The organism is Micromonospora tulbaghiae (genome assembly GCF_900091605.1).
GTDB classification, from domain to species: Bacteria; Actinomycetota; Actinomycetes; order Mycobacteriales; family Micromonosporaceae; genus Micromonospora; species Micromonospora tulbaghiae.
On record NZ_FMCQ01000002.1, the window covers coordinates 756651 to 770006 of the forward strand.

Below are 13356 nucleotides of genomic sequence, written 5' to 3' on the forward strand. Positions count from 1 at the left end.
CCGCACGCCTTTCCGGGTGATCAAGGGGCCCCGGTCCAGCGGACCTCGCCGTCCTGCCACACGTCGGTGGGGGCCAGGCCGCAGGCCGTGGCCACCGCCGCCGACACGCGGTGGTCGGGATGGATGTGGGCCATGAGGGTACGCACACCGCGTCGCCCCAGCCAGCCGGCCATTCCACGGGCGGCCTCGGTGGCGATCCCGCGCCCCTGCCACTGTGTTCCCAGCACCCAGGCGATCTCCGCGACCGGTCCCGCGGCGGCCGGTGTCGCCTCGTCGAGGTGCCGGTGCCCGACCGCGCGCGCACCCGCCGTGGCGGTGTCCGCCACCGGTTCGTGTGGCTCGGTGACAGTGGCCTGGACGAAGCCGGCCAGCCGGCCGTCGTCCCGGAGCTGGATCACCCAGTTGCACCACGACTCGGCCGGGTCGGGCGAGCCGGCGACCAGCCGTTCGTAGCGGGCCCGCAACGCCGCCGGGGAAGCGGGCTCGCCGCCGATGAACGTGTGCAGCGCCGGGTCGGCGAGGACGGCGGCCATCTCCTGGGCGTGCTCGACGGCCAGGGGCAGCAGGATCAGCCGTGCGGTGGGGACGGGTTCCGGCGTGAACCCGCTCGTCGACGTCAGCGCGCCGGTCGGTTCATCCATGATCGCGCTTCCAGGAGATCGATGGCCTGGTCTCGCGGGAGCGAAACGGACCTCACGGTATCCCGGACCGCCCCGAGGAACGCAACGCCATTCGTGCCACGCCAGGGCGGCCAGCCGCGCTGATCTTGCAGTCTGTGCCCGGGCAGATGGGACATTCGCGTCACCGCCCGGGCCGAAAGTGCAAGATCGCGGGGGAGGGGGGCGGCGGGGGCGGGGCGGGGCGGGCGGGGGTGTGCCGCCCGCCCCGGTCTCGGGGGTGGCGGTCAGCGGCGCCACTTCTGGTTCGCGGCGCCGGTGCAGTCCCAGATCTGCAGCCGGGTGCCGTCGGCCGAGCTGGAACCGGTGGCGTCCAGGCACTTGTTCGCCTGGGGGTTCACGATGTCACCGGCCGCGCTGAACACCCACTTCTGCGCGCCGGTGCCGTTGCAGTCGTAGAGCTGCACCTTGGCGCCGCTCGCGGTGGATCCGGCGGCCACGTCGAGACACTTGCCGAGCGCGCGGACCGAGCCGTCGGCGTTCCAGCTCCAGCGCTGGGCGGCCGTGCCGTTGCAGGTCCAGAGCTGTACGGCGGTGCCGTTCGCGGTGTTGGCGCTGGCCACGTCGACGCACTTGTTGCCGTACCCGACGATCTGCCCGCCGGTGCCCCCGCCGCCGTTGTCCCAGGACTGGACCCGGACGTAGTCGATCGTCATGGTCTGCGGGAACGTGGTGCTGCCGTCCGGCGAGCCGGGCCAGTTGCCGCCGACCGCGACGTTCATGATCATGAAGAACGGGTGGTCGAAGACCCAGCGGTTGCCGCCGATGTCGGCGGGCGTCTTGCGCGAGTACGCCACGCCGTCGAGGTACCAGGTGATCGAGTCCGGCGCCCAGTCCACGGTGAACGTGTGGAAGGCGTCGGCGAGCGCCTGGCCGCCCGGCAGCGAGGTGGACGCGCCGACGCCGCTGCCGCCGGAGTAGCCGGGGCCGTGCAGCGTGCCCCAGACCGTCGACGGCGCGTAGCCGACGTTCTCCATGATGTCGATCTCGCCGCTGCCGGGCCACGGGTTCGTGCCGATGTCGTTGCCGAGCATCCAGAACGCCGGCCACAGCCCTTGGCCGCGGGGGACCTTGATGCGCGCCTCGAACCGCCCGTACGCCTGCGCGAACGTGCCGTTGGTGAGCAGCCGGGCCGAGGTGTACTGGCAACTGCCGTACCAGCAGGAGTAACCGGACGGGTTCTCCTTGCGGGCGGTGATGACCAGGTTGCCGTTGCCGTCGAGCGCGGCGTTGCGGGTGCTGTTGGTGTAGTACTGCAGTTCGTTGTTGCCCCAGCCGCCGCCACCGATGTCGTAGCGCCACTTGCTGGCGTCGGGGGCGGCGCCGGCCGGGCCGTTGAAGTCGTCGGACCAGGTGACCGCGCCGGGGGCGGCGACCGCGGGGGAGTGTGGGACGAGGGCGAGGGCGGCGGTGAGGCCGACCGCGGTCGCCGCCAGCGCGGCGAGGGTACGGATAGTGCGCACGGGGCGCCTCCTGCGGGGGTGGTGGCCGTTCTCCGTCACGGCGGCCGGCCCCGCCCAACGGTTAACAAACCATACAAATAGACTTCGATGAAGGTATGAACGAAGTCGGTCGATGTCAAGAGAGCGTTTCCCGCTGACGCTCCGACGTGGGCTCCGGCTCCCGCGGCCGCACCACAGTGGGCCGGCGCATGTCCCGCCACGGGCCGCCCAGCAGCGGCGTCAGCACCACCAGCAGGTAGCAGGCGCCCATCACGACGAGCGTGGACGTGGGGCCGAACCGGTCCGCGGCGAATCCCGCGCCGACCGCGCCGGCCGGCATGGCCGCCCACGCGCCCGCGCCGATCACGCCGTACACCCGGGCCCGCATGGCAGGTGGCACCCGTTCCAGCTCGACGGCGCCCATCAGCGGGTTGAGCGAGCCGGCGGCCAGCCCGGCCACCGCGACCACGGCGACCACGACCGGCAGCGGCGGCGCGGCGGCGAGCGCCCACAGTGGCGGCGCGCCGCACAGCGCATACGCGGTGACGAACGTGGCCCGGCGGGGCAGCCGGTGCCCGATCGCGCTGAACACCAGCGATCCGACCAGCGCCCCACCACCCATGACGCCGACCAGCAGGCCGAACGCCGCCGGTCCGCCGAGTTCCCGGTCGGCGACCACCGGCAGCAGCACCTGGCCCTTGGCCGCGTCGAACAGGTTGGTCACGAGCACCAGCAGGACCATGGCGCGCAGCAGCGGCTCGCGGACCAGGAAGCGCAACCCGGCGGCGAACTGCCGCCAGTAGCCGCCGGTCTCCGGCTCGCTCTCGTCGCCGGACGGGCTCAGGCGGCGCGGAACCAGCAGCGCCACCACGAGCGCCGACACCGCGAACGTCACCGCGTCCACCGCCAGCACCGGCAGCGCGCCGAACACGCCGACCAGCAGACCGGCCACCGGTGCGCCGATCATCCGGGCGCCGCGCGAGGTCGCCTCCGCCCAGCCGACCGCCCGCTCGATCGGCACCCCGGCCGCCTCCGCCGCCTCCGGCAGCAACGCGGTGCGCGCGGTCTGCCCGGGTGTGTCCAGCAGCCCGCTGACGAAGACCAGGGCCAGCAGCGCCGGGAACGGCAGCCCGACGGTGGCGTGCAACAGGGGTACGGCGGCGATGGTCACGCCGGAGACCACGTCGGCGAGCACGCTGGACCGCCGGTAGCCGATCCGGTCGACGAGCACGCCACCGAACGCGCCGCCGAGCACCACCGGTGCGGTGGCGAACGCGCCGGCCAGCCCGGTGGCCGCCGGTGAGCCGGTCTCGGCCAGCACGTAGAGCGGCAGCGCGATCAGCGTGAGCACGTTACCGGTCAGCGAGACGGCGTGCCCGATCAGCAGTCCGGTCAGGGGCCGGCGGTCGCGGTTCACTGCGGCCCCCGGTACGCCTGCCAGATCAGCGTGACCATCTCGGCGCCGGGGCGGCCGGGTGCGCCGCGCTCCCGCCAGCGCCGGCCCAGCGCGGACAGTTCGTCGCGCAGCTCGACCAGTTCCTCAGGCGTCAGGCGCAGCACGATGTCACTGCTGGTGGTACCGCGTACCCAGGCCGGGTCGAGGCTCGCCTCGGAATCCAGGTACGCCTGGTAGCGGTCGACGTAGCGCTGCATGGCGGCCTGGCGCAGCAGGTTGCCGGCGAGCCGGCGCTCCGGGTCGTCGAGCAGTTCGAGCGGATCCCAGTCGGTGGTGGCGTGCGCGGCCCGCCACCACCGCTCGCGCCGGTCCCGGGCCAGGTCGGGGGCCTCGGCCACGAAGCCGTGCTCGGCCAGCTTGCCGACGTGGTAGCTGACCGAACCGACCGCCTCGCCGGTCCGCTCGCTCAGCATGCCGACCGTCTGCGGGCCGCGCAGGCGCAGCTCGCCGAGCAGTCGCAGCCGGGTGGGGTGGGCCAGCGCCCGCATGGCTCGCGGGTCGCTCACGCGCCGGTTGCCGGTTCCGTCCGTCATGCGGCCAGGCTAGACCGACAAGAAGTGATGTACAAGGAGTCTTGTTAATGACCCCGGGCTCAGTCGAGGCAGAACTCGTTGCCCTCCGGATCGGTCATCAGCACGTGCCCCGCCTCCAGCGGTGGAGCGGGCTCGTAGCGCCCGACGCGCGTCGCACCGAGCGGGACGAGCAGGTCGGCCGCCGCCTCCAGCGCCGACATCCGGGCCTCGCCGGTCAGCCCGGGCGCTGCCCGGACGTCCAGATGCACCCGGTTCTTGACCCGCTTGGACTCCGGCACCCGCTGGAAGAACAGTCGCGGACCCGCGCCCTCCGGGTCGACCACGGCCGAGGCGTCGTTGTGCCGCTCCGGCGGAACGCCCATCGCGTTCAGCGCCTGCTCCCACGAGTCGAAGCCCTCCGGCGGGCCCTGGACCCGATAGTCGAGGACCTCGGCCCAGAACGCCGCCAGCTTCGCCGGGTCGGCGCAGTCGATGGTGATTTGTACGTCGCGGGCCATCTCGGCTCACCTTCCATCCGGTCCGCCGGCGAACCGGCGGCGCGTGTGATCGGTCGCCGTCCAGCCTGCCGGAGCCAGCGGACAGAAACTGTCCTCAACACGAGACGGATCAGGTTCGGCGGCCGGTGGTGCGGCCCTTGAGCCGGCGGCCCATCTCCCGGGCGATCTCCCGCTTGGCGTCCCGCTCGGCGAGCGCCTGGCGCTTGTCGTACGACCGGCGGCCCCGGGCCAGGCCCAGCTCCACCTTGGCCCAGCCGTCGGCGAAGTACATCGACAGCGGCACCAGCGTCACGCCGCCGTCGCGCAGCTTCTCCAGGATCCGGGCGATCTCCACCCGGTGCAACAGCAGTTTGCGGGTGCGCCGGGGCGCGTGGTTGGTCCAGGTGCCGAAGCCGTACTCGGCGATGTGCAGGCCGTACAGCATGATCTCGCCGTCGCGCTCCTGGGCGAACGCGTCGACCAGCGACACCCGCCCCTCGCGCAGCGACTTGACCTCGGTGCCGGCCAGCACGATGCCCGCCTCGTACGTCTTGAGGATGTCGTAGTCGTGCCGCGCCTTCTTGTTCGAGGCGATCAGCTTGCGCCCGTTCTCCCTGGCCACGCCAGCAGGGTACCCGCCGGCGACGGCTGCGGGCCGGTCGCCGGGCGCGCCGCGGCCACCCAGCCGGTGCTGATCAGCAGCAGCGCGGCACAGTAGGTGATCATCACCAGCAGGCCCCTGCCGGGCAGCTCCACACCGGCCGCGCCCACGCCGATGAGCAGGTCGGAGACGAGGAAGAGCGCCCCGCCTGCGGCGACCCGCGCGGACACCCCGGTCGCGGCGGCGGCCATCAGGCACAGCGCCAGGCTGTAGCCGAGCACCGGCAGCCGCAGCGGCCCGAGCATGCCCCACAGCAGCGCGTTCGCACCCGCCCAGGCCAGCAGGTAACCGGCCCACGCCACGGCCCGCGCGCGCCGGTGCCGCACGAAGGCGGTGATGAACGCGAGCTGGGTGACCAGGAAGCAGCCCATGCCGGCCAGGAACGCGGTGTCGCCCGGCAGGAGCAGGGCGATGTCGCCCGCGGTGGCGGCGACCAGGCCGACCGCCACCGCGTCCACCCGGCGCCGGTGCGCCCAGAGGTACGCCAGCAGCACCGGCGCGAGCAGCGGCTTGGCCAGCCACTGGAGCACAGAGGAGTCCAGTGCGACCCCGACGAGTTCGACGGCGGCGACCAGCCCGAACAGGGGCAGCAGCCAGGAGCGCCTCATCGGACCGGCTGCCAGCCGGGACGGCCGAACAGGTAGCCCAGGCGGTGCCGCCAGGAACTGGCCCGGCGTACGTCGGACCAGATCGCGGCGAACTCGTGGGTGGCCACCCGCAGCGGGTTGTAGGTGCCGATGTTCTTGGTCAGCCCGTAGCGCGCGGTGGCCCGCTCGGGCTCGAACGTGCCGAACAGCCGGTCCCAGATGATCAGGATGCCGCCGTAGTTGCGGTCCAGGTATTCGGTGTTCGAGCCGTGGTGCACCCGGTGGTGCGACGGCGTGTTGAAAATCCACTCGATCGGCCGGGGCAGCACCTTGATCCGCTCGGTGTGCAGGAAGAACTGGTACAGCAGGCTGACCGACTGCTGGAGGAAGATCATCCACGGCGGGATGCCGAGCAGGGCCAGCGCCAGCCAGAACGGCAGCGAGGTCATCGGCGTCCAGCTCTGCCGCAACGCGGTCGAGAAGTTGTAGTAGACGCTGCTGTGGTGCACGACGTGGCTCGCCCAGAGCACGCGTACCTCGTGGTGCGAGCGGTGGAACCAGTAGTACGCCAGGTCGTCGGCGAAGAACAGGATCACCCAGGTCCACCAGTCGCCGGGGGACAGGTGAACCGGCGCCACAGTCCACAGCGCCGCGAACAGGCCGACCGTGAGCAGCTTCCACGGGAAGCCGATGATCTGACTGCCCAGTCCCATCGACAGGCTGGTGGAGGTGTCGCGCAGCTCGTAGCCGCGTTCGTCGTCGTCGGGCAGGAAGCGGTAGGAGACCGCCTCGACGACGATCAGGAGCAGGAACGCCGGGACGGCGTACAGCACGGCGGGGATCATGCGCGCGCTTCCCTTCCGGAAGTGGGGGAGGTGGGGGTGGTGACCGGCGCGGTCAGCAGCTCCCGGGCGTGCCGGGCCGCCGCCGCGCCCTGACCGGAGGCGACCGACGCGGCGAGGCAGCGGTGCCCGGCGACGTCCAGCAGCTCGGCCGCGCGGGCGTCCGGCGGGACGTCGCCGACCGCGAACGTGCCGGCCACCAGGCTGTTGAACGCGAGCTGGTAGGCGGTGTTGCCGCTGCCGCGCACGACCAGCCGCCAGATGGCGATGTTCGCCTTGTTCATCAGGTCCAGGTCGGGGGCCAGGTCGCCGTACTCCTCGGCGGCCCGGACCAGGGCCGCGACGACCGCCGGGTCCGCGCGCTCGGCGCAGAGCCGGGCCGCGTCGATCCCGACGCAGGCCCGCATCTCCAGCATGTCGCGCACCAGCGTCTCGACCGGGAGTACGTCGCCGGAGCGGGCCAGGGACAGCGCCAGGTCCAGCCCGGCGTGGACCCGCCAGTCCAGCACTCGGGTCGCGCCGCCCTGGCTGACCCGGACCAGGCCGAGCTGTTGCAGGCGGCGCAGCGCCTCCCGGACCGCGTGCCGGTTGACGGCGAACGCGCCGGCCAGCTCCCGCTCGCCGGGCAACGTCTCGTCCGGCGCGTAGCGACCGGACACGATCGCGTCGCGGAGCCGGCCGAAGACGTGGTCGGAGACCGACACGCGAGGCGCGGGATCGAAGGTCATGCGCAGCAGTGTGGCCCCGAACACATCAACTCGTCAACTGGTTGTACCAGTAGATTCGAGGCGGCCGGTGCGTGCCGCCTTGGTCACCCCTCGTATCCTTTCCGCCGTAGGCCGCCAGTGGGGAAGGGAGTCGGTGTGAGCGACCGGGTCGAGACGTTGGAGTTCCAGGCCGAGGCCCGTCAGCTGTTGCAGCTGATGGTGCACTCGATCTACTCGAACAAGGACGTCTTCCTGCGCGAACTGATCTCGAACGCGTCCGACGCGCTGGACAAGCTGCGGCTGGAGTCGCTCGTCGACAAGGAACTGTCGGCCGACACCTCCGACCTGCACATCGAGATCGAGGCCGACAAGGACGCCCGTACGCTCACCGTGCGGGACAACGGCATCGGCATGACCCGCGACGAGGTGGTCGCCCTGATCGGCACCATCGCCAAGTCCGGCACCGCCGAACTGCTGCGCAAGCTGCGCGAGTCCTCCGACGCCGCCGCGTCCCAGGAGCTGATCGGCCAGTTCGGCGTCGGCTTCTACGCCACGTTCATGGTCGCCGACAGGGTGACGCTGCTGACCCGCCGCGCCGGGCAGTCCGGCGGCACCCGCTGGGAGTCCACCGGCGAGGGCACCTACTCGATCGAGGAGGTGGAGGACGCGCCCCAGGGCACCTCGGTCACGCTGCACCTCAAGCCGGTCGACACCGAGGACAACCTGCACGACTACACCGCCGAGTGGACGATCCGCGAGATCGTCAAGCGCTACTCCGACTTCATCTCGTGGCCGATCCGGATGACTGTCGACAAGCCCGGCGAGGACGGCGCCACCACCCGCGAGGAGCAGACGCTCAACTCGATGAAGGCGCTCTGGGCGCGCTCGCGGGACGAGGTCGACGAGGCCGAGTACAAGGAGTTCTACCGGCACGTCGCGCACGACTGGGCCGACCCGCTGGAAACCATCCACATGCGCGGTGAGGGCACGTTCGAGTACGAGGCGCTGCTGTTCCTGCCGTCGCACGCCCCGCTCGACCTGTTCTCTCCGCAGGGCCGCCGCGGTGTGCAGCTCTACGTCAAGCGCGTGTTCATCATGGACGACTGCGACGCGCTGATGCCCAACTACCTGCGCTTCGTCAAGGGCGTCGTGGACGCGCACGACCTGTCGCTGAACATCTCCCGGGAGATCCTCCAGCAGGACCGGCAGATCCGCGCGGTGCGCCGCCGGCTGGTCAAGAAGGTGCTCGCCACGCTCAAGGACATGTCCGCCGAGTCGTACCGCACGTTCTGGACCGAGTTCGGCACGGTGGTCAAGGAGGGTCTGCTGGAGGACCCGGACAACACCGAGGCGCTGCTGGAGCTGGTCCGCGCCGCCAGCACCCACGACCCGGTCGAGCCCACCACGCTGCGCGATTACGTGGAGCGGATGAAGGACGGCCAGACCGAGATCTACTACGCCACCGGCGAGAACCGGGCCACCATCGAGAACTCGCCGCACCTGGAGGCGTTCCGCGCCAAGGGCTACGAGGTGCTGATCCTCACCGACCCGGTGGACGAGGTGTGGGTCGAGCGTGTCGGCGCGTACGACGGCAGGACGCTGCGCTCGGTCGCCAAGGGTCAGGTGGACCTGGAGACCGACGAGGAGAAGGAGAAGGCCGAGGCCGACCGGCAGGAGTACGCCGACCTGCTCACGTTCCTCGGCGGCGCGCTCGCCGACAGCGTCAAGGAGGTGCGCCTGTCCACCCGGCTGACCACGTCACCGGCCTGCGTGGTCGGCGACGCGCACGACATGACGCCGACGCTGGAGAAGATGTACCGGGCGATGGGCCAGGAGGTGCCGCAGGTCAAGCGGATCCTGGAGCTGAACCCGGCCCACCCGCTGGTCACCGGGCTGCGCAAGGCGCACGGGGAGGGCGGTGACACCGCCGCGCTGACCGAGACCGCCGAGCTGCTGTACGGCATGGCGTTGCTCGCCGAGGGCGGCGAGCTGGCCGACCCGGCCCGGTTCACCCGGATCCTCGCCGACCGCCTGGCCCGCGGGCTGTAGCTCCGCTCCGGACAGACACCGGGATCCCGGTACGCACGTCCGCGTACCGGGATCTCGGGGCGTTCGGTCAGGGGAGCGCGGGGTAGAGCGCGGCCACTCCACCGGACAGGCCGGCCTGGACCCGGCGGGCGACGTCGTCGGCCAGGATCTCGTAGCTGTCGGACTCGATGCCGTCCGCGGTTAGCCGGGCGACGTCGGCCGGGTGGGCCTTCGGGCCGGGGACGGCGGCGGCCATCTCGGTGTCCATGTAGCCGACGTGCAGCCCCGCGACGCGGACACCCCGGCCGGCCAGCTCCACGCGCAGGGCGTTCGTCATCGACCACTCCGCGGCCTTCGCGGCGCCGTACGCGCCGACGCCGGGAAACGTGAACCAGGACAGCGCCGACAGCACGTTCAGGATCGTCCCGCCGCCGTTCGCCGCGATCCGGGGCGCGAACGCCCGTACCACCGACAGCGTGCCGAGGTAGTGCGTCTCCAGCTCCAGCCGGATCTGCGCGAGGTCGCCGTCGAGCAGGTCGGTGCCGGTGCTCACGCCGGCGTTGTTGACGAGCAGCGTCACGTCGCCGGCCCGCTCCGCGGCGGCGGCCACCGACTCGGGGTCGGTGATGTCCACGCGTACCGGGGTGACGCCGGGCAGGTCCACGGTGTCGGGGTTGCGCGCGCCGGCCCAGACGGTGGCGCCGCGCGCGACGAGTTCGGCGGCCAGGTGCCGGCCGAAGCCGCGGTTGGCGCCGGTGACCAGGGCGGTGCTTCCAGCGATCTTCATGTCTCGCTCCGAGATGTGGGGAAGGAAGGGGTTCAGGCGGACAGCAGGCCCGGACCGGGCAGGACGGCCAGCTCGCCGGGCGGTACGTCGTGCCCGGCGTCGCAGCGCAGCCGGGCGTGCACCGGCGCGCCGCACTCGTCGTGGGCCACCCGGACCGCCGGGCCGGCCTCGTCGGCGGCGTACGCGTCGCCCCACTGCCGCAGCGCGACCAGCACCGGGATCAGGTCGCTTCCCTTCGCGGTGAGCACGTACTCGTCGCGGGTGCGCTGCCCGGGCTCGCGGTAGGGACGCCGGTCGAGCAGCCCGTCGGCGACGAGCTGCTTGAGGCGTGCGGCGGCCACCGGCTCGCTGACGCCGACCCGCCGGGCGAAGTCGTCGAACCGGCGGGTGCCGAACGACGCCTCCCGCAGCAGGAGCAGCGTGGTGCGGTTGCCGACCACCTCCAACGCCCGGGCGATCGAGCAGTTGGCGGTGGACCAGGAGTCACGCTGGGCGAGGAGGTCCGTCATGGCGTCGACGGTACCCCCCTGACTTAGGAAAGCAAAAGCCAGCTACCTCACAGCTGGCCGGGGAAGAAACCGTGCCGGGCCAGCGGCTCGACGATCTGGTGCTCCTCGTACGACAGGTGCGACAGCAGCGTGTCGGTGAGCAGGTCCACCGCCTCCTGGAGTCCGGTGAAGTCGCCGGGCCGGCGGACCAGCTCCACGAGCGCCCGGTCGACGCTCTCCACCACGCCGTGGATCACCACGTGCTCCTCCTCCAGGCGGTCCAGCACGGCGGCCAGCCCGGTCTCGGAGCGGCGCAGATGCGGGAAGATCGAGGCGTCCTCCAGCCCGTGGTGCTGGGTGACCATCGTGCAGTACGCCGCGCAGTACGCCCCGAGCGTCCAGTTGTTCTGCCGCATGGTCATCTCGTTCAGCGCGGCCCGCGCCCGGCCCGGCGTGACCGAGCCCTGCTTGACCTGTTCCAGCAGGTCGCGCACCTGGGCCAGCTCCTGGCGCAGGTGGTCGTGCACGTCCACCAGGTGCTGCCCGGCGGCCTGTCCCCGGGCCGGGTAGACCTGTCCGGCCGGTGGCGGCGGTGCGCTCGGCCGGGTGGACTCGTCCCAGGGGCGGCGCGCGCTCAGGCGTACCCCCGGGTCGGGGGTGGGGGTGACGCCGAGCGCGCTCGGGCCGCCCGCGGCGGTCTGCTCGTCGGAGGCGGCGCGGTCGCCGCCGCCGGGCGCGGTGCGCTCGGCCGCGACCAGCTCCCGCACGGCGGGCGCGACCTCCTGGCCGAAGATCTGGATCGCGCGCGGCTCGTCGCTGCCGAGGATGAACGTGGTGATGCCGTGCTCCAGCGTGAGCCCGGCCAGTTCCTCCACCCACTGCTCCGGCGGCCCGGCCAGGAAGCCGGCCGACGAGCGGGCGAACGTGCCGGTCACGTTCAGCATGCGGCGGATCGCGGCCGGGTCGCGCCCGGCGGCGCGGGCGCCCTCGTCCACGAGCGCGTTCAGGGCGGGCAGCTCGTCGGGGCCCTTCGGCAGGTACGACAGGGACGGCAGCCAGCCGTCCGCGGCGCGGCCCACCAGGCGCAGCATGCGCGGCTTGTACGCGCCGACCCAGATGCCGACCGGGTGCGCGGGCGCCGGCCCGCGCTTGGCGCCGACCACGCGGTAGTGCTCGCCGTCGACCCGGATCATGCCGCGCCGGTCGGTGTCCCAGACCTCGCGGATCACCCGGATCGCCTCGTCGAGGGCTTCGACGGCGGCGCCGGGGGACAGGCGCCGCCCGCCGGCGGCCTCGATCGCGTCCCAGAACGCGCCCGCACCGAGCCCCAGCTCGACCCGGCCTCCGGTGAGCAGGTCCAGGCTGGCGATGCTGCGGGCCAGCACCACCGGCTGGCGCAGCGGCAGGTTGAGCACGTTGCCGGCCAGGCGGATGCGCTCGGTGGCGGCTCCCACGTAGGACATCAGTGTCCAGGTGTCCAGGAAGCCCGGCTGGTACGGGTGGTCCTGGAACGTGACCAGGTCCAGCCCGACCTGTTCGCAGAGCCGGGCGAGCGCCACCACCTGGTCGGGCTGCCCGGCGGCGGGGGTGAGGAAGCCGCCGAAGGTCAGCTCGTGTCCGTGATCGGTCATCCGTCCCGCCCCTCCCGTGATCTTGCCTGGCCCTGCCACCGTAGCGCCGCCGCCGGTAGCCCGGCCGGGTGAAGAGCATCACAAGAAGTGGACGATCGTCGCAAATCGTCCCTAGCGTCGGTTTCGTTCGCAGACGCGGACACCGCGGGCCGGAAACGCCAAATCCCGCCGCCGTCCCCGGTAACCGAACCTCGCGCGGGAGCGGGGGAACCACACGTTCCACGGTGCATCGTCACCTCGGGGTGAAGCCGCCACCGGCGGCCGGGCTCCTCGGCCCGAACCCGACAGCTCACCTCGTCGGCGTGGAGGAATCCACATGGCAACTGAATACTCGACCCGAAGCCGCCGTGCCGCTCTCGGGGCGGTTCTGGCCGGCGCCGCCGTCGGTGCCGCGGCCCTGTTCGGCCCGGCCGCTCCGGCCAGCGCGGGCGTCAACTGGGACGCGGTCGCGCGCTGCGAGTCAGGCGGCAACTGGAAGATCAACACTGGTAACGGCTACTACGGCGGGCTGCAGTTCTCCCGTGCCACCTGGAACGGCTACGGCGGGCAGAAGTACGCCGCCCGCGCCGACCTGGCCAGCCGGTCCGAGCAGATCGCCGTCGCCGAGAGGGTGCTGCGCGGTCAGGGCATCGGCGCGTGGCCGGTCTGCGGCAGGAAGGGCGGCTCGGCAAGCTCCGGGTCGGCCGCGGCCGGCGAGCGGGCCACCACGAAGGCCGCCCCGCGCGAGGCCGCCCCGAAGCGGGCGGCCACGCGCGGGGCCGCGCCGGAGCGGCCCGCGACGAAGGCCGCGCCGCAGCCCGCTCCCGGCGCCGGGACGTACGTGGTCCGGCGCGGGGACACGCTGTCGGAGATCGCCGTGGCGCAGCGCGTCGACGGCGGCTGGCGTGCCCTGCACGAGCGCAACCGGGCAGTGGTCGGCGACGACCCCGGGCTGATCTTCCCCGGTCAGCGGCTGCACCTGCGCTGAGCGGCCCTCGAGCGCCCGGCCGGCCCGTCCGGCCGGGCGCTCGGCCGTCCGCGACACGCCGCGCCGTCGGCGTC

The 13356-nt window shown here is 72.6% G+C and carries 14 protein-coding genes and 1 riboswitch; of the genes, 2 read left to right on the forward strand and 12 right to left on the reverse strand.

Going from position 1 to position 13356, the window contains the following annotated elements; translation table 11 throughout:
- Positions 1-20: 20 nt before the first annotated feature.
- From GA0070562_RS08480 to GA0070562_RS08520, 9 genes are all read right to left on the reverse strand, one after another.
- A complete protein-coding gene (locus GA0070562_RS08480; protein WP_091418122.1) occupies positions 21-641 on the reverse strand; it encodes a GNAT family N-acetyltransferase in 621 nt (206 codons plus the stop codon).
- A gap of 263 nt (positions 642-904) precedes the next feature.
- Positions 905-2140, reverse strand: a complete 1236-nt coding sequence (locus GA0070562_RS08485) for a glycoside hydrolase family 16 protein (protein WP_091418125.1) — start codon at positions 2138-2140, stop codon at positions 905-907.
- A gap of 115 nt (positions 2141-2255) precedes the next feature.
- Positions 2256-3536, reverse strand: coding sequence for an MFS transporter (locus tag GA0070562_RS08490; protein WP_091418128.1), 1281 nt, complete (start codon positions 3534-3536; stop codon positions 2256-2258).
- Entirely contained in the window at positions 3533-4108 is a 576-nt protein-coding gene (locus tag GA0070562_RS08495) for a helix-turn-helix domain-containing protein (protein WP_091418131.1), read from the reverse strand. The genes GA0070562_RS08490 and GA0070562_RS08495 overlap by 4 nt, the downstream gene beginning before the upstream one ends.
- A gap of 59 nt (positions 4109-4167) precedes the next feature.
- Positions 4168-4605 (reverse strand): VOC family protein, encoded by a 438-nt coding sequence (locus tag GA0070562_RS08500; protein ID WP_091418135.1) that lies wholly within the window; start codon positions 4603-4605, stop codon positions 4168-4170.
- A gap of 109 nt (positions 4606-4714) precedes the next feature.
- The gene (smpB, locus tag GA0070562_RS08505; protein WP_030500009.1) at positions 4715-5206 is read right to left on the reverse strand and encodes an SsrA-binding protein SmpB; all 492 of its coding nucleotides are present in this window, start codon (positions 5204-5206) and stop codon (positions 4715-4717) included.
- Entirely contained in the window at positions 5179-5853 is a 675-nt protein-coding gene (locus GA0070562_RS08510; RefSeq protein WP_091418139.1) for a lysoplasmalogenase, read from the reverse strand. The genes smpB and GA0070562_RS08510 overlap by 28 nt, the downstream gene beginning before the upstream one ends.
- The gene (locus GA0070562_RS08515; RefSeq protein ID WP_091418142.1) at positions 5850-6677 is read right to left on the reverse strand and encodes a sterol desaturase family protein; all 828 of its coding nucleotides are present in this window, start codon (positions 6675-6677) and stop codon (positions 5850-5852) included. Before GA0070562_RS08515 ends, GA0070562_RS08510 begins: the two co-directional genes overlap by 4 nt.
- Entirely contained in the window at positions 6674-7402 is a 729-nt protein-coding gene (locus GA0070562_RS08520; protein WP_091418491.1) for a FadR/GntR family transcriptional regulator, read from the reverse strand. The genes GA0070562_RS08515 and GA0070562_RS08520 overlap by 4 nt, the downstream gene beginning before the upstream one ends.
- Positions 7403-7537: 135 nt before the next feature.
- Here GA0070562_RS08520 and htpG point away from each other — a divergent pair, with 135 nt between their 5' ends.
- Positions 7538-9430, forward strand: coding sequence for a molecular chaperone HtpG (gene htpG, locus GA0070562_RS08525; RefSeq protein WP_091418144.1), 1893 nt, complete (start codon positions 7538-7540; stop codon positions 9428-9430).
- Positions 9431-9497: 67 nt separating this feature from the next.
- Here the strand turns inward: htpG and GA0070562_RS08530 are convergent, their stop codons facing one another.
- Genes GA0070562_RS08530 through GA0070562_RS08540 form a run of 3 tightly spaced genes read right to left on the reverse strand, consistent with a single transcriptional unit; the run spans position 9498 to position 12315 of the window.
- Positions 9498-10196: an SDR family oxidoreductase gene (locus GA0070562_RS08530; protein WP_091418147.1), complete on the reverse strand. Its 699-nt coding sequence runs from the start codon at positions 10194-10196 to the stop codon at positions 9498-9500.
- Positions 10197-10228: 32 nt separating this feature from the next.
- Positions 10229-10705, reverse strand: a complete 477-nt coding sequence (locus GA0070562_RS08535) for a winged helix-turn-helix transcriptional regulator (protein ID WP_091418149.1) — start codon at positions 10703-10705, stop codon at positions 10229-10231.
- A 47-nt stretch (positions 10706-10752) separates the two neighbouring features.
- Positions 10753-12315: an LLM class flavin-dependent oxidoreductase gene (locus GA0070562_RS08540; RefSeq protein ID WP_091418152.1), complete on the reverse strand. Its 1563-nt coding sequence runs from the start codon at positions 12313-12315 to the stop codon at positions 10753-10755.
- 172 nt (positions 12316-12487) lie between these two features.
- A riboswitch (cyclic di-AMP (ydaO/yuaA leader) is annotated at positions 12488-12633 on the forward strand.
- Here GA0070562_RS08540 and GA0070562_RS08545 point away from each other — a divergent pair.
- On the forward strand, positions 12632-13282 hold the full coding sequence (locus GA0070562_RS08545; RefSeq protein WP_091418155.1) for a LysM peptidoglycan-binding domain-containing protein: 651 nt from the start codon (positions 12632-12634) through the stop codon (positions 13280-13282). Its footprint overlaps the riboswitch before it by 2 nt.
- Positions 13283-13356: the final 74 nt, after the last annotated feature.

Bases quoted from the DNA above. Each gene is read 5' to 3' on its own strand.
- GA0070562_RS08480 (WP_091418122.1), bottom strand. From the start codon at position 641: ATGGATGAACCGACCGGCGCGCTGACGTCGACGAGCGGGTTCACGCCG.
- GA0070562_RS08495 (WP_091418131.1), bottom strand. From the start codon at position 4,108: ATGACGGACGGAACCGGCAACCGGCGCGTGAGCGACCCGCGAGCCATG.
- GA0070562_RS08500 (WP_091418135.1), bottom strand. From the start codon at position 4,605: ATGGCCCGCGACGTACAAATCACCATCGACTGCGCCGACCCGGCGAAG.
- GA0070562_RS08510 (WP_091418139.1), bottom strand. From the start codon at position 5,853: ATGAGGCGCTCCTGGCTGCTGCCCCTGTTCGGGCTGGTCGCCGCCGTC.
- GA0070562_RS08515 (WP_091418142.1), bottom strand. From the start codon at position 6,677: ATGATCCCCGCCGTGCTGTACGCCGTCCCGGCGTTCCTGCTCCTGATC.
- GA0070562_RS08520 (WP_091418491.1), bottom strand. From the start codon at position 7,402: ATGACCTTCGATCCCGCGCCTCGCGTGTCGGTCTCCGACCACGTCTTC.
- GA0070562_RS08530 (WP_091418147.1), bottom strand. From the start codon at position 10,196: ATGAAGATCGCTGGAAGCACCGCCCTGGTCACCGGCGCCAACCGCGGC.
- GA0070562_RS08535 (WP_091418149.1), bottom strand. From the start codon at position 10,705: ATGACGGACCTCCTCGCCCAGCGTGACTCCTGGTCCACCGCCAACTGC.
- GA0070562_RS08540 (WP_091418152.1), bottom strand. From the start codon at position 12,315: ATGACCGATCACGGACACGAGCTGACCTTCGGCGGCTTCCTCACCCCC.
- GA0070562_RS08545 (WP_091418155.1), top strand. From the start codon at position 12,632: ATGGCAACTGAATACTCGACCCGAAGCCGCCGTGCCGCTCTCGGGGCG.